Here is a 17,630-nt window from a genome sequence, read left to right as displayed (position 1 = left end):
TTGAATACGGCAGAACACGTTCATTTCATCGGAATCGGCGGTTACGGAATGAGTGCCATTGCCCGCGTTATGCTGGAAATGGGCTATAAGGTGACCGGGTCCGATGTCGCGCGTCAAGAATTAACAGAGAAGCTTGCAGCAAATGGTGCCAGCATTTATATCGGTCATCAGCCGGAGCATGTAAAGGGAGCAGATTTGGTCGTTTATTCAACGGCCCTCTCCAAGGATAACGTTGAACGGAAGGCTGCAGAGGAGCTAAACATCCCTGTTTTGCACCGATCACAAATGCTTGCAAGGCTGATGAATGCAGGCAAAGGGATCGCGGTAGCCGGCGCGCACGGTAAGACGACAACCTCTTCGATGATTGCGCTTGTCATGGAAAACTGCGATGCGGATCCAACCTATATTATCGGCGGAGAAATCGTTAATGTAGGGACTAACGCAAAAGCAGGCAAAGGTGAGTATGTCGTGGCCGAAGCAGATGAGAGTGATGGATCGTTTCTCCACTATCATCCAACGTTAGCTATCGTAACGAATATTGAGCCGGATCATCTTGAAAACTATGAAGGCGATTTCGGTAAGCTGAAAGCGGCTTACGTACAATTTTTGCAGCAGGTGAAAGCGGACGGAAAGGCGATTGTATGCGCGGATGACGAGACGGTTAACGAACTGATACCGCAAGTGTATAAAGGGAATATCGATAAATCGCAGCTCATCACCTACAGTATAGATAACGAGGCAGACTATAAAGCCCAGAACATCGTGCTTGGAGACCGCAAGGTATCCTTTACGATGACGCATAAGGGAGCAATTCTAGGAGAAGTGGAGCTTTCGGTTCCAGGTCTTCATAATGTGTATAATGCTATGGCTACGATTATTACCTGTCTGGAATCAGGCTTGAGCTTTGACAAAATCGCGGTTGCGATTCAATCCTTTAGAGGCGCCAAGCGCCGCTTTCAGGTGCTGGGTGAAGTTAATGATATTCTGGTCATTGATGATTATGCCCATCACCCGACTGAAATCAAAGCTACTATCAGTGCAGCTAAGGCAACAGGAAAACGCATTATTGCGGTATTCCAGCCGCAGCGCTATACGCGGACATTTTTCCTGTTCGAGCAATTTAGCCGTGCATTTCCTGAGGCGGACGAAGTCATTATTACCGATATTTACTCACCTGCGGGCGAGCTTCAAATTGAAGGCGTGACCTCTCTCAAACTAGTAGAGCTGATAAAGAGCAACAGCAATGCAAACACATTGTATCTTCCGACTAAGGACGAAGTTTTCGAATATTTGTCTGGACGGGTCGCACCAGGCGATCTAGTCATCACAATGGGAGCAGGCGACATTTGGAAGGTAGCGGACTCGCTGGCCAAATCGTTGAAATCGAACCATTAAACAATTAATGCCCGGCGGTTCCTTTCCGGAATCATCGGGCATTTTGTATTTTTAGCGCTAAATATGAGTAATGGCAAATGCAGAAGCACAAGTGCGAACATATGCATGCTCAAATGCAACAGCTAAACCAAGAGCAGGTGCATGAGCAAAAGAACATGCAATAGAACAGGCAGTAGAACAGGCAGTAGAACAGGCAGTAGAACATGCAGTAGAACATGCAGTAGAACAGGCAATAGAACAGCCATAAGCAAACGGAGAAGCACACGCAGAAGCAAACGCAAACGCAGAAGCACAAGCAAATGCGCGAGTACAGACACTGGGTTCCTATACATATTCCTTCATTCAGGTAAATGGAGGGCGACAAAATGATGTAAAATAACTGGATGAGCACCAGTTTTAATTAAGTTTTCTCCTACGTTGCATAAACTGCAATGTAAACCTAACATGCTGCGCCGACAACCTGCTACATTGCAGAAAATGCAGCAGAAAGTACTCCTACAGGGTAGAAATCGATCGAAATCAAGTATTCTACTGCATAAACTACATTGTAGGTTGATTGTTGCCGCGCTGCGTCGAATTCTATTGTATAAAGTGCAATGTAGCTAATGAGGCGGTATTGTGGGAGAGCGGACTGATGAAGCTCTTAAGGTTTTATATTTTCCTGATTGCTTTAGAGGGGGAATCAACGGAGTAAGTAAAGCTCACTATTCAGCGAGTACGATAAATGATTACCAGCTGCGCAGATGTAATAAATGTGAGTTAACGAATCGGAAGCAAGGTTTTGCAAGAGTAAGTTAGGAAAGCAGGCAAACTGGCTGGAGTGAGTATTATCAGAAACATTAAGGAGGTGGTCGGATTGACTGATATAAAAGCATTGATTGATATTCTTGAATCAAGCGAGCTGGAGCTGCATAAGGATGAGCTCTTAATAATAAATTCCTTTATTTCGGAAATGGATACGAACCAACAACTGCGATTGAACGGCGATCTGACCCATAAAGCAAACTATAGATTATTCCATGCCATGAATCAGACTGTCCTCATACCGGGTGCTAAGGAGCACATCGCTTTTTCTTATTTCTCCGCAAGCTTCGCAAAAGAGCATAGGGTAGGAGATCACCTTTTGGAGGAGCTGCTTCAAGCATTTTCTGCGACTGGATATTTGGCTCTTGTTAGTCTATTAATTAACGCGTTAAAAAGGGATCGACTTACGGTTATTCAGTTGGAAAAAGCCGAAAAAATGATGGATAATGAAGTTTTTATTAAAGAAGCGTCGGCGTTTAGATATCGAGTGGCAGTAAAAGAAGGCAAGCTTTTAAATACGGATGATTTGCTGAAACTGTTGAATATGAGAGCGTATACGACTCTGGATTTTGTTTTAGAACGGAAAGCAGTAACAAAAGAAGCATTAGGGGGATTTTGGGAGCCTGTGATTGTTGAGAGGGATAAAAAAATCAAGGAGAGTTTATATCGAAAAGCAAAGCAGTTACTATCAGAATTAGAGTGAGCTGCCATATAGGAACCGGATGGGTTATCCTAACAAAATTTTATGTTTATAAAGAATATTTTAGAAAGATGTAACAAGTCATTGATGATTGACTGAATTAAAATGATTGGCATTTATTTATTGATGATGCCGCCGAGTCCTCGAAGACTCAAGTTGAATGATGAATTTATGCTTTTATTGCAAGGCAGAGCCTCAATCAGCTCCACCGTTTCGTTAAAATATTTCATAATTTTCCTTGTTAGTGAGCACAAAGGTATACAGTATGTATATCAATCACCAAACCGCCAAACTTTCATAAATCCTCAAAGCTTGTCTAGATCGTCTCTCCAAGTTACTATTCTAATTTTTACTCATTCCTCGCTTATTCAGATATACGCCTAGTGAGACCCTGAGAAACGCTGCTCACCTACACAATTCATCGCCTTATGAAGCAGTCCAATCGTTCGCATCATTTATTGCGGGAGTTATTCCTGCTAAATGATCAAATGCAGTCGAATGAGCAGAATTAGCAGGAGGAGTGATTCCTGTTAATAGCAATCGGCGCATGCTGAATGAAGTCTTGTTAACCTAGAAACGACAGGGTTAAAGGCGTTATAAAAGCAACCGATGTTTACCGCCAAAGGTGATCCCCTTTTCCACACTGCTCATAATCGCAACCGTATTTTCGTCGAAAGTTAAGGTGCTAGGGCCCGGAAGGGGTGTCATTGGTTCTCACCCATAGCCGGAGGAAATGCCCTAGGTTCTCCCCCTTGGAAGGGATGTTTGGAGAGGGCATATAAAACGCAGAACTGCTCCCGTCATCGGTCTAAATCTCTTAAAAGTCTCATAGATTAATACTAGAAGAAAGGGACAAGGAGTGGTTATTATGACGCAAAAAAATCGGATTACATACCGTTTTGATCGGAACGGGCAAACTGTCGACGGAGATGGGCAAAGCAGCCATAATCAGCAGGAGGTCCATGAGAGCAAAACTGCATCCACGGCCAGCACAGCTCCGAATTCGAATAAATCAGCTAAAATGAATGTGATCCCATTATATCCTTCCACAGAGCAGCATGCGATTAGTGAAGTCAGCCCTTGGAACAGCCCGTTTCAAGAGGACATTGCCGCTTTGGAGCAGCTTATTAGGAATGCCGATGCCAAGCACGAAGCATCAGCGCCGAAACAGACGATTGCGCCAAAAAAAAAGACAGCAATCGTAAAGCCAATCGACTCGCCAATCGTGAAGCCGATCTTGAAGCCAATTGCAATGGAGACAAACGACGAGCAAGAGAATGATCTAGATGCTGATGATGAAAGGTTTTTTTCTGCAAATGAAGCGCGTGATACTTACCGTCCTTATGAGGATGAGCATTTGTACGAAGAATCAAGAAATAATAAGCTCCAATATTCCAGAATGAAAAGCAAGACAGGGGCACCTTCATGGTTTAATGTGTTTTTATCGGTGGCGGCTGCGCTTGCTACCGGCGCTTTGTTTGGCTATTTGCTGCTGTCTTTATTTACGGGTGCAAGCATCTTCCCTGGAGGAGCTGGGAACAAGCCGGATTCACAGGCGGTTACAGGCAGCGTATCGACCAATGAAACAGGAGCAGGCGTAAACGATATAAACGAAGACGATGGCACAACACAGCCGGCCGTTGACGATAACTCGGAGCCAAAGCCTGACGCTAACACGGCGACGGTTAGCCTTAAGGGGCTGGACCGGACCTACTATATGCTGCAGTTCGGCGTCTTCAGCAATACAGAGGGCAGGGACGCTGCGCTTGATCAGCTAGCGAAGAAAGGTCTTGCAGGTGCTGCAATGACTAGCGCTGCTGATTATCGCGTCTACGCAGGCATGGGAAGTGATCGCAGCAAAGCGCAGACCGTTCGAGGATTGCTTCCGGATATCGATCTGTACGTTAAAGAAGTTAGTATTAATTATCCGGAAAAAATACCATTTACAGGTAAATCAACAACGGCGCAAAGCTTCTTCGAACAGACTGGCGCAATCGTCCAAATGTTGGATGAATTAACATTGGCCCAGCTGGAGCAGCCGGCATTGTCGCCCTTGAGCAAAGCAGCAGCAGCCTCCTGGCAAGCCGAGCATCAAAAATGGACAGAAAATGCAGCAGCGATGCGAATAGGTATAGGTGATACGGATGGAAAAGCGTATCTTGATCAAATCATACAAGCTATAAATTCAGCTGCTAAAACGATGATAGAGTATGATAAAAAGCCGTCTCATGCTCATTTATGGTCAACGCAAAAGGCGGTCATGAATGCGGTTATTGCGCAAAAAGAATGGTTTGAGTCCATCAACGCATTGTAAACGAATAGGTTCATGCGTATAATGGTCTTAGGTGTCATTTCATGGCGAGAGGCGTTGAAAGATGAAGAAAAACGGCTGGATTCTTCTCATTTTTATCATACTTGGCTTATTAGCTGGCGCTTTAGTAGCGCGGTGGCTGGCCCCTGTTTCTGGCATCTCTTTTTTAACGAAACCAATCGAAACGTCATGGTCTCCCGCTATTGATCTATATGTGCTCAGTTTCAACCTAACGCTTCATCTTCAGTTCAGCTTATTTAGCATCATTGGAGCTGTTATTGCAATATGGTTGTACCGCAAAATGTAGAGCAGCGGCTATTGACCGCTAGAGGAAAGCATGAAGGAGCGCAGCAATTATTTTATGGCATATAACCAATCACGCAACGAAGCGTTCAGCCAGCTAGTACTGGCCTCTTCGTCACCGCGCCGGAAGGAACTGGTCGCATCGCTGGACCTTTCTTTGCCGGTTTATATTTTGTCTACTGACACAGATGAAACAATCGAAGCGGGGTGGTCACCGGCACAAGTCGTCGAGCAGCTCAGCTTGCGGAAAGCGAATGCAGCCATACCTTTGCTGCAACAAAAGCAGGAGGATCAAGCGTCAATAATCATTGGCGCGGATACGATTGTTGTCCTTGACGGTGATGTTCTTGGCAAGCCTGCTGATGATGAAGAGGCGCGAACTATGCTGAGGCGCCTACAAGGGCGCGCTCATGAGGTGTATACCGGGGTAGCTTGCGTGAACTCTTCCACTGGCGAAGCAAAGGTTGCGCACCGTATGACCAAGGTGATGATGAAACCTCTTAGCGAGAATCAGATTGCAAGATACGTAGCTACCGGCGAACCACGCGACAAGGCAGGCTCTTACGGCATACAAGGCTTAGGTGCCACCTTAGTGGAGCAAATCGACGGCTGTTATTTTAATGTCGTTGGGCTGCCATTATCACTGCTGTCTGACATGCTCGCTGCCTATGACATTGCTGTTTTTTAATATATAAGAATTTATAAGTTTTTGCTTATAAATCAGCTTATATATTTCCGCGAAAGGCCTGTTTTTCCTCAAAGGGCGGTATCTGCCGTTTGCGTCTGAACAAACGCTTTTATGATTTCGATCGGATTTTTTTTCAAGAATTAGGCAGGATATGAATAAACCATATTTTGAGAAGGCGGGGGTTGGGACATGTTGCCGCAACCAATGATTTTGCGTGATGTCCCCCATGAAGAACGTCCAAGAGAGCGCATGATGAAATATGGGGCAGAAGCACTCAGCCATACCGAATTGCTTGCTATTTTATTGCGTACGGGAACGCAGCGCCAATCTGCAGTACATTTGGCGGGCGCGATATTAAAGCAATGCGGCAGCTTGCGTAACCTGATGGATATGAGCATGGAAGAAATGACAGCCATTCGAGGAATCGGTCCCGCCAAAGCGATACAGCTTCGTGCGGGCATTGAGCTGGGAAGAAGGATTTCACGAAGCCAAATCGGCGAGGCGGTTATCGTACGCAAGCCGCAGGATGCTGCGGACTATGTGATGGAGGAGCTCCGCTATTTGAAAAAGGAGCACTTCGTATGTTTGTTTTTAAACACCAAAAATCATATTATAGCCCGCGAAACCTTATCGGTCGGTACGCTTAACGCATCGCTAGTTCATCCTCGTGAAGTATTTCGTGCAGCCATATCGCGCAGCAGCGCGTCTATTATTTGTGTTCATAATCACCCAAGCGGCGATCCGACGCCAAGCCCGGAAGACATTTCGTTAACGAAACGCCTAGCGGAGGCCGGACAGCTAGTCGGAATAGAAGTGCTTGACCATTTAGTTGTCGGAGACGGTAGATTCGTAAGTTTGAAGGAACAAGGCCATATGTAATATAATAAAGTGATGTGGCAATTAGAAGGGAGCAACAACATGTTTGGTGGTTTTTCGAAAGATTTAGGTATTGATTTAGGGACAGCTAATACGTTGGTTTTCGTTAAAGGTAAAGGAATTGTGGTAAGGGAGCCTTCAGTGGTGGCCCTTCGTACGGATACAAAAACAATCGAAGCAGTAGGCGAGCAAGCGAAAAAAATGATCGGAAGAACGCCAGGCAACATTCGCGCCGTTCGTCCTATGAAAGACGGCGTTATCGCTGATTTCGAGACGACAGCAACGATGATTAAATATTTTATTCGTCAAGCTCAGAAGCAGCGTTCTTTATTTCCCCGCCATCCAAACGTAATGGTATGCGTACCATCAGGTATTACAGCGGTGGAGAAGCGTGCCGTAGAGGATGCTACTAAGCAAGCGGGAGCTCGCGAGGCTTATACGATTGAAGAGCCGTTTGCCGCAGCAATTGGCGCTGACTTGCCCGTGTGGGAGCCAACAGGCAGCATGGTTGTCGATATTGGCGGAGGCACAACAGAGGTTGCCGTTATTTCATTAGGCGGTATCGTTACGGCGCGTTCCATTCGCGTAGCGGGTGATGAGATGGATGAGGCAGTTACGCAATACATTAAGAGACAATACAATCTCATGATCGGCGAGCGCACGGCTGAACAGCTGAAGATGGAGATTGGTTCAGCACTTCCGTTCGACCGTCCGGAGAAGATTGAAATCCGCGGGCGCGATCTAGTATCCGGCTTGCCTAAGACGCTTGCCATCACATCCGATGAAATTACGGAAGCATTAGCTGATACGGTCAATGCCATTGTAGATGCGGTTAAAGTAACGCTTGAAAAATGTCCTCCGGAGCTTTCCGCCGATATTATGGATCGGGGAATCGTGCTTACAGGCGGAGGCGCTTTGCTGCGCAATTTGGACAAGCTGCTGCAGCGTGAAACGGGCATGCCGGTAATCGTTGCTGATAATCCGCTTGACTGCGTGGCGATCGGTACAGGCCGTTCGCTTGATAATATTCATTTATTTAAGGCAAGAAGCTCAGCATCTCGTTCGAGACGCTAAATACGGTCCGCTGGGGAAACGGATATGAAATGGGCAGGTGATCGAGCTGTTTAGGCTAATGCGAAATAAGCGTATGTTTATGCTTATGATCGGGTTTATTTTGTGCATAGCGGTCATCGGCTTCTCGCTAAGTGATCGCAAGGAGTTATCATGGCCGGAGAAATTTCTAAAGGACTCGGCAGCATACGTGCAGCAATGGTTTTACAAGCCCGCTGGTTATATAGCGGGCTTCTTTGAGGATATCGGCAATTTGCGCACGATTTATGAAGAAAACGAGCAGCTGCGCATTACGGCTGCTGCCTACTCTCGCGATAAAATTACTTATAATTTCATAGAGAAAGAGAATAAACGTCTGCAAGAGGAACTATCGTTCACAGAACGGCAGAAGGAAATGTATGAATACAAATATCTAATCGCCCAGGTCGTCTCTGTTAGTAACGAAGCGAATAATCGAACGATGACGATCAATTTAGGCTCCAAAAACGGTATCAAGCCGAATATGGCCGTGACAACCATCGATGGATTGATCGGATTGGTCAGCTCGGTAACGCCATTTACGGCAGCAGTGAAGCCGATTACTGAGCTCGATGAGACTTCGCCGACGTCTAATTCCATCGCTGTAACGATCTTGGGTCGCGAGAATGAGTCCTTTGGCGTTTTGAGCAGCTATAACAAGGAAACTTCAAGACTCATCATGACGAAAATCCCGGAAGACGATAAAATGAACATCCAGGATACTGTCATCACATCTGGTTTAGTTAATGGTTATCCTAGAGGACTGGTTGTTGGGACTGTGGAATCCTTGCAGCTCGGCGATTTCGGGCTTACTTACACGGCTTCGGTAAAGCTGGCAGCCAGCTTCGATCACTTGACTGAGGTGTTTGTCGTTCAGGTGCCTGAATTGGAGGCTGCCGAGAAATGAGCATGAACCGAATTATCCTGCTGATGGTTCTCCTTTTCATCATCGAGGGAGCTGTGATGCCATGGATTATTCCAGCTGGCTTCGGGCATCGGATCATTCCTCACTTTGTTTTCGTGATTGTTATTTTCTCGGGGCTGTACAGCAAACGCCATTTGGCCTTGCTGCTGGGCGTCAGCTTCGGCATGCTTCATGATGTCGTTTATTTTGGACATTTGCTTGGGATTAATGCATTCATTATGGGGTTAATGGGCTATTATACGGGCGTGCTTCTTGAGCGCCGCCGTTCAACGATCATGATGGCTATCTCCGTTATTGGTTTTGCCTGTATCTTGTATGACAGTGTCATTTACTTTATTTACAGCGTTTTTCGGATTACGAATGAAAGCTACGCTTGGGCACTCATTGATCATATTCTTCCGAGCTTGTTCTTACAGCTGGCTTTTGCGCTTGCATGTTATGTGCCTGCGAGAAGATTGTTTGAGGGACAGACGAAAGCGAAAGCGGAAAAGGATGAGGAATAAAATAATTGCTCAGGCAGGATTTTGTTAGGCGTATCAAGAATCCATTAGGTTGGGGAGGGACGAACGTGACCGATAAGCAGCATATTATTATAAAAGGTGTAAAAGAAGGTCTCGTCTTCCTTCTCGACGATAAATGTGAATTCGCGACGCTCCTAGATGAACTGCAGTACAAGCTGGAGAAAACGCATCAGCAGCTGCTCACTGGTCCACTCGTACACGTACACGTGAAGCTTGGCACTAGGCATGTCACAGATGACGACAAGGATCGAATCAAAAACGTGATACGATCTCAAGGAAACCTCATGGTTCAATCTGTTGAGTCCGACGCTCCTAAGGTCGATTCTCTGTTAGGACAAAAACCTAACCTGCAAGTGCTCACGTCGATCGTACGCTCTGGCCAAACCTATGAGCATGATGGGGATTTACTTTTAATCGGCGATTTGAATCCAGGCGGCACACTCATGTGCACAGGTGACATTTATGTGCTTGGGGCATTGCGCGGCACAGCGCATGCGGGGATTGGCGGACGGACCGATGTCATCATTGCGACATCGCTCATGCGTCCAACTCAGCTTCGCATTGCAGATGTAATCAGCAGACCGCCAGAGGAATGGATGACCGGCGATGCATCAATGGAGTTCGCCTTCTTAAGCGAAGGCCGAATGCAAATCGATAAGCTAGCGCAATTATTCCGCATACGGCATAATCCTATAATGTTTAAAGGAGTGTAGAATATGGGAGAAGCGATTGTTGTAACATCAGGTAAAGGCGGCGTTGGTAAGACGACCACCTCGGCAAACCTGGGTACCGCGCTAGCTTTGCTTGGCAAGAAAGTATGCATGGTTGATACAGATATTGGGCTTCGAAATCTAGATGTGGTCATGGGACTAGAAAATCGGATCATTTATGATTTGGTTGACGTCGCCGAAGGCCGTTGCCGTTTAAATCAGGCGCTCGTAAAAGACAAGCGCTTTGATGAACTTTATATGCTGCCAGCCGCTCAGACGAAGGATAAGGATTCAGTTACGCCTGAGCAGGTCCGCAATATGATTTTAGAGCTCAAGAAAGAACATGATTACGTCATTATCGATTGTCCCGCGGGCATTGAGCATGGCTTTCGAAACGCAATAGCAGGGGCTGACCGGGCTATTGTTATTACGACGCCGGAGAATGCGGCGGTTCGTGATGCTGACCGTGTAATCGGTTTGCTTGAGCAAGAGAAGATACCTAGTAAGCTTATCATCAACCGCATTCGTCAAAATATGATGAAAACCGGTGAAATGCTCGATATCGATGAAATATGTCAAGTTCTGGCCGTCGATCTTGTTGGCATCGTACCTGATGACGAGAAAGTGATTTCTGCCGCAAACAGCGGAGAGCCGACCGTTATGAATCCGGCTTCGCGCGCAGCTATCGCCTATCGGAACATTGCACGCCGTATCCTTGGCGATATGGTTCCGCTCATGCTGCTTGATGAGAAAGCTGGAGCATTTAAACGTTTCCGCAAGTTCCTTGGAATAGGATGATTACGAATTGCTTAACAAACTAAAAAAGCTGGACTGGGGAATTCTAATCATTTTAGTATTCCTCATGATTATCAGTACGGTTGTTATCCATAGCGCTACCGCAAATTTCCCGAAATATGCCGGATCAGATACAAGACAGCTCGGTTATTATGCTTTAGGTTTTTTTGTCGCAATCGGGGCAACGCTGTTCGATTACCGAATCGTGCTGAAAAATTGGTATATCCTGTATGGCATTGGCGTGATCATGCTGATACTCGTATATTTTTTTGGAGCGGTCATCAACGGGGCAAGAGGCTGGTTCGTCATTGCAGGTCAATCCTTTCAGCCCGCGGAAATCGTCAAGATTGTGCTTATTATCGGAATCGCTTTTCTGATGGGACGCAGGCAGGGAGACCGGCTGACGGTTACGCAAGATTTGCTTCCGATAGCCGCATTCGCTTTTTTGCCGTTTATGCTCGTTATGATTCAGCCTGATTTAGGCAACGCGATTATTTATCTGGTTATCGTGCTTGGCATGCTTTGGATCGGAAACGTAAAGTATACGCATGTTGTTGCGGGGCTTGCTGTCGTTATTGCGGGCTTAGTCTTGTTTGTTTCTCTTTTCAATATGTTCAACCAAGAAATTTTTGATTACTTGGACGATAATGACATGGGACACTGGCATAAGCGGATCAATACGTTTATCAATCCGGAGACTGCTACGGCAAATGACAAGCATCAATCGGAAAATGCACAAATTGCCATCGGCTCCGGCGGTTTAAGCGGTGACGGTTATTTGCAAGGGGACATGAAAAACGGCGGCTTCGTGCCATACCCATATTCTGATTCGATCTTTGTCGTAATCGGAGAGGAGTTTGGTTTCCAAGGCTCGGCGATTCTCCTGCTCCTCTATTTCCTGCTCATTTATCGCATGATCATTATTGCTTTCAAATGTTATGATTTGCGGGCCTCCTACATCGTCATCGGGATCGTATCCATGTATGTGTTCCAGGTGTTCCAGAACATCGGGATGATGATTGGCGTTATGCCGATTACTGGAATTACGCTGCCTTTTGTAAGTTATGGAGGAACATCACTCCTGCTAAATATGCTGTCTATCGGACTCGTATTTAGCATAAAAGCGCATCAAGAAAAATATGAGCTGGCCGATTAAGGCCATCCTGCAGGCAAAGCTGCTTCTGAACGGATATCCTCCGTATCGGGGCGGCTTTTTTGTCGTTACCGCGTCCGCATACTTGTCTCACTCTCCACATATCCATGTATAAAGAAACAAGCTGTCGCAATGACGATGGAAGCGGGGAGGAAAGTGAAATGCCGATGAAGGATAGCGAGAAGCAGCGGGGACAGCAAAAAGGCAAATTTGGATCGGATCGATCGTCACGGGACTCGCAAATCGAGGACCTGTATGCCAATTCAACGGTACCATTAAAGCATGAATATTTTATGGGTGAGGAGCAGGAAGAGCTTGATCCCGAGGTGGTCTGGAAAACAAATCCGAATCCATGGGCTAGCTGGGGAGACGAAAATGGTTTTATGGATAAAAGGACCTTTGTCAAGCCGCCGGATCTCACGGGGAAAAAGGATCCGCGATATGGACCGGGCAAGCATTCCTTTCGCAAGGAGCTGAAATGGAAGCTGGCGGTTGCGCTTTTGCTTTTCGCAGCCGTCTGGGCCTTGTTCCATTATGACAATGAATACACGCTTAAAGGACAAGCGCTCGTTAAACAGGCGCTTACCGATGAGATCGATTTTGCGACAGCTGCTGCATGGTATAAAGAAACGTTTGCGGGTGCTCCATCCTTTATTCCTATCTTTAAGGATAATAACGGGGATGCTGTAGGTGCTGACGGGACGGTTAAGCTGCCCATCGTTGCTCCCCTGGAGGATGGTTCTCTCGTTAGAACCTTTGCGGAGCTGCTGAGCGGCATCGAGCTGGCCGGAAAATCAGAAGGACAGGTCGTAGCTGCTGAAACGGGGCGCGTGCTTTTATTGACAGAACAGGACGAGAAAGGATCAACGATCGTTATTCAGCACGCCAATCAGCGTGTAACGGTGTACGGGCTGCTAGGTACAACAAAGGTAAGCGTGAATGACTGGGTTGAAGCGGGAGATCCGATCGGCAATCTGTTAAAGGCAGAAGGTACCCAGCCGAGCTTGCTTTATTTTGCCGTGAAGCAAAACGATCTTTACATCGATCCAGTGGGTGTGATACCGATTGATTAAATGGAAAGGGATTGTATGGTCGGTCCATCCGTTATTTGTCATCATTATGCTTGGATCGGTCATGACCGGATATTTTGCCGAGCTCATTACGTTGTTTTTGCTCGTTCTGGTGCATGAGCTTGGCCATGTATTCGTAGCGCTTGGCTTCGGCTGGACAGTCCGGGAGGTAAAGCTGCTGCCTTTTGGAGGCGTTGTGGAGGTAGAGGAAGCTGGCGGCTTGCCCGCAAAAGAGGAAGCAATTGTAGCTATCGCAGGTCCGCTGCAAAACGTTTGGATGGGGCTTGCCGCTTGGGGCTGCGGGCAGCTCGGGTTATGGGACCCGGAATGGGCTACTTATGTTTGGAAGGCAAATTTGATGATTGGTTTATTTAATCTTTTGCCCATTCATCCGCTTGATGGCGGGAAGCTGCTGCAGGCAGCCTTAAGCTACGCGGTTAATTACTACAAAATGCTGCTGTGGTCTGCTCGCATCAGCATGCTGTTCAGCATGCTGATGATCATAGCCGCATTTCTTCCGTGGCTGGTGTATAAAGATGGCATCCAGCTCAACCTGTTGATTGTCGGCTTATTTCTTGTCATGACGAATTGGACGTATTATCGCAGCGTTCCCTTTTTATTTTATCGATTTCTGATGTATCGCGAACGCATTTCCTTGCAAGCTCTCACGATGGGGCACATTGCTAGTCCGATCATCGTGAACGGAAAACAGTCGGTCATCTCGGTAGCGCGGTTGTTTCAAAGGGAAAGATACCATTTAATTTATATGGTGGAGGCGCAGAGCAAGGAAGTTAAGGTGCTGCCGGAGCAGAAGATTGTCGAAGGCTGCTTATCAGAAAATAATCCCAACCGTGCAGTGTCGGAGCTTTTCAGTTAAAATAGATGAAAAGCATATTGGCAGGTGACAGCCCTAAATGAAGCAAATGTTGATGCACGTACATGGAGAGATGCTGCAAACCGCAGTGCTGGAGAATGGCCGCCTGGTCGAATTTTTTATGGAAAAATCAAAAGCAAGCAGTTTGGTTGGCAATGTCTATAAAGGTCGTGTCGTAAACGTTCTGCCTGGCATGCAGGCGGCATTCGTTGATGTGGGACTAACCAAAAATGCTTTTTTGTATATAGATGAGCTGCTCCACCCTCATTTGGAGAAGCAGCCTCAGCAAAAGCCGCTCATTCAAGACCTTGTAAAGCCGGGCCAAGAGCTGCTTGTTCAAGTGATGAAGGAGCCGCTTGGCGGCAAAGGGGCTCGCGTGACGACACATTTTACGCTGCCTGGCCGATGGCTTGTCTATATGCCGAACGCCGACTATGTCGGCGTCTCTAAGAAAATCAGCACGGAGGGCGAGCGGGCACGTTTGCGTTACATCGGAGAGAAGCTGCGGGAACAGGAAGAAGGCATCATCCTACGAACCGCAGCCGCGTCCGAGAGCGAGCTGTCCTTGCAGACTGACGTCATGCAGCTAAGAGAAATTTGGCATAGCATCGCTCAGCGCAGTTTGGACGCAAAGCCTCCCTGCGAGCTGCATAGGGAAGCTGGCTTAATGCGGCGTGCCGTACGAGATACCTTAACAACCGATATGGATGAAATTTGGATTGACCATGCCCATAGATTTGAGGAAGCATCGGCTCTGCTTGAGGAAATGACTCCTCAGCTTCTTGAGCGGCTGAAGCGCTATGAGCCAAAGCAAGGCATTCCCTTATTTGACGCGTACCGGGTGACTGAGCAGGTGACGAGGGCTTTCGAGCGCAAAATTCCGCTATTATGCGGCGGCCATCTTATCTGGGAAGAGACGGAAGCGCTGACGGTTATCGATGTGAACACAGGGAAATTTACGGGCACCTCGGGGTTAGAAGACACCGTTTTCCGCACTAATATGGAAGCGGCCGAGGAAATTGCGAGATTACTCAGAGTAAGAGACGTAGGCGGAATTATAATTATTGATTTCATCGATATGGTGCAGGACAAGCATCGCGAGCAGGTGATGCAACGACTGAGTGAGAAAGCTCGCAATGATCAAACGAAATGTACGATTTTGGGATGGACCAAGCTCGGCCTGATCGAAATGACAAGGAAAAAGGCACGCGAGAATGCTGTTCATCAGCTAACGGATCGCTGCTCTGCCTGCGGTGCTCATACAGTCAAACGTAGCGACGCATATAAATAATCGAATTTTTCTCTTAGGATCAATTGATATAGCTTGCATAGTATGGTACAATCTTTGGGTGTGTGTCTCGTACCTCGTAAGGAATGAGATGTACAAGTACCGCTCCGATTGGGTAAATAAGCGTATGCGGCGCAAGCTGCGGACCACCTGAATTAGGCGAGTCTTCGAAAATAAGGAGGTGCACCAACAATGTTCGCAATCATCGTAACAGGCGGAAAGCAATACAAAGTTCAGGAAGGCGATGTTATCTACATCGAAAAACTGGATTCTGAAGCAGGCGAGAGCGTAACGTTTGATCGTGTTTTGGCGGTTTCTAAAGGTGACGGTCTTGTAACTGGAACTCCGGTTGTATCCGGCGCTACAGTAACAGGCAAAGTCGAGAAACAAGGCAAAGGCCAAAAAATCATCGTTTACAAATACAAAGCCAAAAAGAACTACCGTCGTAAGCAAGGTCATCGTCAACCGTTCACAAAAGTAACAATCGAGAAAATCCAAGCATAAGAGGAATTTCTATGATAACCGTTACCTTTGTACGAAGAGCCGCTGACAGACGTATCGTATCTTTTGCAGTCGAAGGACATGCTAAATATGCGAAACCCGGCAAAGATATTGTTTGCGCGGGTGTATCGGCCATATCGGTTGGTACCGTTAACGCGATCGAAGCTTTAGCAGGAGAAGAGCTGCCTGCCAAGATGAAGAACGGCTGGTTATCGTCGGATATTCCGACGCTGGCAGATGAGGCTTCAGACGGCCGGATGCAGCTGCTGCTGGAATCGATGGCGGTTATGCTTGACACTATCGCAAAATCATACGGCAAGCATGTCGTCATTCATGAACTTCTTAATGCGTAAGCTTTCGAAGTAGGTTTGCATCACAGACCTTAATGTTCATGCTTCCGAAGTAGGTTTGCTCCACAAACCTTTAAGAAGGAGGGAATAACTATGTTGAAACTGAATCTTCAGCTTTTCGCTTCGAAGAAAGGTGTAGGTTCCACGAAGAACGGACGTGACTCGCAGTCGAAGCGCCTTGGAGCTAAACGTGCTGACGGTCAAACCGTATCCGCTGGAAGCATCTTGTTTCGCCAACGCGGAACAAAAATTCACCCAGGTACTAACGTAGGCATCGGGAAAGACGATACGCTTTATGCAAAAGTAGAAGGCGTAGTGAAGTTCGAACGTTGGGGACGCGACCGCAAAAAAGTGAGCGTGTATCCAGCAGTTCTAGCTCCGGTAGCTGCAGCAGTAGAAGCTTAATACAACCTTATATATGCACCAAGACCCGGCCTGCATCGCTAGGCCGGGTTTTTTTATTTCAAGGCTGATGACCGTTGGACGGCCGCATGATATACTGGATAAGCTAGGAAATACGAAGAAAGTAGGTTTAATCGATGGGACGCTTAACAACGGCGAAATATTACGCGGCGGGTACTATTTTGTTGCCTTGCGCTGCTGTACTTATTTGGCCCACTAAAGTGTGGTTAACTGCTGTCTTTCTCGTTTGGCTTATAGCTGTTGCGACTTACTGGATACGAACGGAACGGAAAGAGCATGCGGAGCGGACTACGCGGACGATACAATCGCTGCATAATTCTGCAATTCGAACTCTCAATCATCATCGGCATGACTGGATGAATGACCTGCAAGTGGTATTTGGCTATATTAGGCTAAAAAAGCTGGATAAAGCCGCCGAGTATGTGGAGAAAATAAGTGAACGGATGGCCGTGGAGAGCAGTATCTCCAAGCTTGGCGTTCCGTCTCTTATTAGTTACATTCAATCGTTTCGTACGATTTCGAATTCGCTAGAGCTTCAGCTCGTCATTAAAGGCGATATTCATTTAGACGAATTAACGGCAGATGCCGATCAAATAGCCGAAACGCTCATTCATACGATTAACGCATATCGGTTTGCGGCGAAGCCTGGCTATGGTAATGCTGCTGTTCTTACGCTGGAGCTGTCGCTGGAAGAGGATGCGTTAAATGCAACTTTCTATTATGATGGCGAACTAATGAATGAACAGCAATGGAAGCAAAAAATACAACAGCAGTTGGAAGGCGCGCCAATGCAACCGATCAACTTCGAGCAGCCATATGCAAAGGTGCTGCTGAGGGCGGAAATGCGCGCATGA

The 17,630-nt window shown here is 46.9% G+C and carries 19 protein-coding genes and 1 other annotated feature; all 19 genes read left to right on the top strand.

Annotated features, from left to right (window positions below; translation table 11 throughout):
* The 19 genes from murC to RCO25_RS23295 all read left to right on the top strand — a co-directional run bounded on the left by murC (window position 1) and on the right by RCO25_RS23295 (window position 17,630).
* A complete protein-coding gene (gene murC, locus RCO25_RS23385) occupies window positions 1-1,395 on the top strand; it encodes a UDP-N-acetylmuramate--L-alanine ligase (protein WP_308998540.1) in 1,395 nt (464 codons plus the stop codon).
* A gap of 856 nt (window positions 1,396-2,251) precedes the next feature.
* Entirely contained in the window at window positions 2,252-2,902 is a 651-nt protein-coding gene (locus RCO25_RS23380) for a hypothetical protein (RefSeq protein ID WP_308998539.1), read from the top strand.
* A gap of 865 nt (window positions 2,903-3,767) precedes the next feature.
* Window positions 3,768-5,213, top strand: a complete 1,446-nt coding sequence (locus tag RCO25_RS23375; RefSeq protein ID WP_308998538.1) for an SPOR domain-containing protein — start codon at window positions 3,768-3,770, stop codon at window positions 5,211-5,213.
* Window positions 5,214-5,274: 61 nt separating this feature from the next.
* The gene (locus tag RCO25_RS23370; protein WP_308998537.1) at window positions 5,275-5,517 is read left to right on the top strand and encodes a DUF4321 domain-containing protein; all 243 of its coding nucleotides are present in this window, start codon (window positions 5,275-5,277) and stop codon (window positions 5,515-5,517) included.
* Window positions 5,518-5,571: 54 nt separating this feature from the next.
* Window positions 5,572-6,201, top strand: a complete 630-nt coding sequence (locus RCO25_RS23365) for a Maf family protein (RefSeq protein WP_308998536.1) — start codon at window positions 5,572-5,574, stop codon at window positions 6,199-6,201.
* A 189-nt stretch (window positions 6,202-6,390) separates the two neighbouring features.
* The gene (gene radC / locus RCO25_RS23360; protein ID WP_308998535.1) at window positions 6,391-7,080 is read left to right on the top strand and encodes a RadC family protein; all 690 of its coding nucleotides are present in this window, start codon (window positions 6,391-6,393) and stop codon (window positions 7,078-7,080) included.
* Between the two features lie 39 nt (window positions 7,081-7,119).
* Window positions 7,120-8,151, top strand: coding sequence for a rod shape-determining protein (locus RCO25_RS23355; protein WP_308998534.1), 1,032 nt, complete (start codon window positions 7,120-7,122; stop codon window positions 8,149-8,151).
* A 58-nt stretch (window positions 8,152-8,209) separates the two neighbouring features.
* Window positions 8,210-9,073, top strand: coding sequence for a rod shape-determining protein MreC (gene mreC, locus RCO25_RS23350; RefSeq protein WP_308998533.1), 864 nt, complete (start codon window positions 8,210-8,212; stop codon window positions 9,071-9,073).
* A complete protein-coding gene (mreD, locus tag RCO25_RS23345) occupies window positions 9,070-9,594 on the top strand; it encodes a rod shape-determining protein MreD (RefSeq protein WP_308998532.1) in 525 nt (174 codons plus the stop codon). The genes mreC and mreD overlap by 4 nt, the downstream gene beginning before the upstream one ends.
* Before the next feature lie 65 nt (window positions 9,595-9,659).
* Window positions 9,660-10,325, top strand: coding sequence for a septum site-determining protein MinC (locus RCO25_RS23340; RefSeq protein ID WP_308998531.1), 666 nt, complete (start codon window positions 9,660-9,662; stop codon window positions 10,323-10,325).
* A 3-nt stretch (window positions 10,326-10,328) separates the two neighbouring features.
* A complete protein-coding gene (minD, locus tag RCO25_RS23335) occupies window positions 10,329-11,120 on the top strand; it encodes a septum site-determining protein MinD (RefSeq protein WP_053374793.1) in 792 nt (263 codons plus the stop codon).
* Between the two features lie 7 nt (window positions 11,121-11,127).
* Window positions 11,128-12,273: an FtsW/RodA/SpoVE family cell cycle protein gene (locus tag RCO25_RS23330; RefSeq protein ID WP_308998530.1), complete on the top strand. Its 1,146-nt coding sequence runs from the start codon at window positions 11,128-11,130 to the stop codon at window positions 12,271-12,273.
* A gap of 158 nt (window positions 12,274-12,431) precedes the next feature.
* Window positions 12,432-13,343, top strand: a complete 912-nt coding sequence (locus tag RCO25_RS23325) for a peptidoglycan DD-metalloendopeptidase family protein (RefSeq protein ID WP_308998529.1) — start codon at window positions 12,432-12,434, stop codon at window positions 13,341-13,343.
* Entirely contained in the window at window positions 13,336-14,217 is an 882-nt protein-coding gene (locus RCO25_RS23320) for a M50 family metallopeptidase (protein WP_308998528.1), read from the top strand. Before RCO25_RS23325 ends, RCO25_RS23320 begins: the two co-directional genes overlap by 8 nt.
* A 37-nt stretch (window positions 14,218-14,254) precedes the next feature.
* Window positions 14,255-15,505: an Rne/Rng family ribonuclease gene (locus tag RCO25_RS23315; RefSeq protein ID WP_308998527.1), complete on the top strand. Its 1,251-nt coding sequence runs from the start codon at window positions 14,255-14,257 to the stop codon at window positions 15,503-15,505.
* Window positions 15,506-15,589: 84 nt separating this feature from the next.
* Window positions 15,590-15,679 (top strand) — a sequence feature (ribosomal protein L21 leader region).
* A gap of 15 nt (window positions 15,680-15,694) precedes the next feature.
* On the top strand, window positions 15,695-16,006 hold the full coding sequence (gene rplU, locus RCO25_RS23310) for a 50S ribosomal protein L21 (RefSeq protein WP_053374798.1): 312 nt from the start codon (window positions 15,695-15,697) through the stop codon (window positions 16,004-16,006).
* Between the two features lie 11 nt (window positions 16,007-16,017).
* Window positions 16,018-16,356, top strand: a complete 339-nt coding sequence (locus RCO25_RS23305) for a ribosomal-processing cysteine protease Prp (RefSeq protein ID WP_308998526.1) — start codon at window positions 16,018-16,020, stop codon at window positions 16,354-16,356.
* A gap of 90 nt (window positions 16,357-16,446) precedes the next feature.
* Entirely contained in the window at window positions 16,447-16,758 is a 312-nt protein-coding gene (rpmA, locus tag RCO25_RS23300; protein WP_053374800.1) for a 50S ribosomal protein L27, read from the top strand.
* A gap of 134 nt (window positions 16,759-16,892) precedes the next feature.
* Window positions 16,893-17,630 carry a Spo0B domain-containing protein gene (locus tag RCO25_RS23295; protein WP_308998525.1) on the top strand — a complete coding sequence of 246 codons (738 nt, stop codon included), beginning with the start codon at window positions 16,893-16,895 and terminating at the stop codon, window positions 17,628-17,630.

It is taken from the genome of Paenibacillus sp. LHD-38, assembly GCF_031157315.1.
Lineage (GTDB): Bacteria > Bacillota > Bacilli > Paenibacillales > Paenibacillaceae > Pristimantibacillus.
This window is presented reverse-complemented; position numbering and strand designations above follow the sequence as displayed.

Bases quoted from the DNA above. Each gene is read 5' to 3' on its own strand.
- RCO25_RS23375 (WP_308998538.1), top strand. From the start codon at position 3,768: ATGACGCAAAAAAATCGGATTACATACCGTTTTGATCGGAACGGGCAA.
- RCO25_RS23370 (WP_308998537.1), top strand. From the start codon at position 5,275: ATGAAGAAAAACGGCTGGATTCTTCTCATTTTTATCATACTTGGCTTA.
- RCO25_RS23365 (WP_308998536.1), top strand. From the start codon at position 5,572: ATGGCATATAACCAATCACGCAACGAAGCGTTCAGCCAGCTAGTACTG.
- radC (WP_308998535.1), top strand. From the start codon at position 6,391: ATGTTGCCGCAACCAATGATTTTGCGTGATGTCCCCCATGAAGAACGT.
- RCO25_RS23355 (WP_308998534.1), top strand. From the start codon at position 7,120: ATGTTTGGTGGTTTTTCGAAAGATTTAGGTATTGATTTAGGGACAGCT.
- mreC (WP_308998533.1), top strand. From the start codon at position 8,210: ATGCGAAATAAGCGTATGTTTATGCTTATGATCGGGTTTATTTTGTGC.
- mreD (WP_308998532.1), top strand. From the start codon at position 9,070: ATGAGCATGAACCGAATTATCCTGCTGATGGTTCTCCTTTTCATCATC.
- minD (WP_053374793.1), top strand. From the start codon at position 10,329: ATGGGAGAAGCGATTGTTGTAACATCAGGTAAAGGCGGCGTTGGTAAG.
- RCO25_RS23325 (WP_308998529.1), top strand. From the start codon at position 12,432: ATGCCGATGAAGGATAGCGAGAAGCAGCGGGGACAGCAAAAAGGCAAA.
- RCO25_RS23315 (WP_308998527.1), top strand. From the start codon at position 14,255: ATGAAGCAAATGTTGATGCACGTACATGGAGAGATGCTGCAAACCGCA.
- rplU (WP_053374798.1), top strand. From the start codon at position 15,695: ATGTTCGCAATCATCGTAACAGGCGGAAAGCAATACAAAGTTCAGGAA.
- RCO25_RS23305 (WP_308998526.1), top strand. From the start codon at position 16,018: ATGATAACCGTTACCTTTGTACGAAGAGCCGCTGACAGACGTATCGTA.
- rpmA (WP_053374800.1), top strand. From the start codon at position 16,447: ATGTTGAAACTGAATCTTCAGCTTTTCGCTTCGAAGAAAGGTGTAGGT.
- RCO25_RS23295 (WP_308998525.1), top strand. From the start codon at position 16,893: ATGGGACGCTTAACAACGGCGAAATATTACGCGGCGGGTACTATTTTG.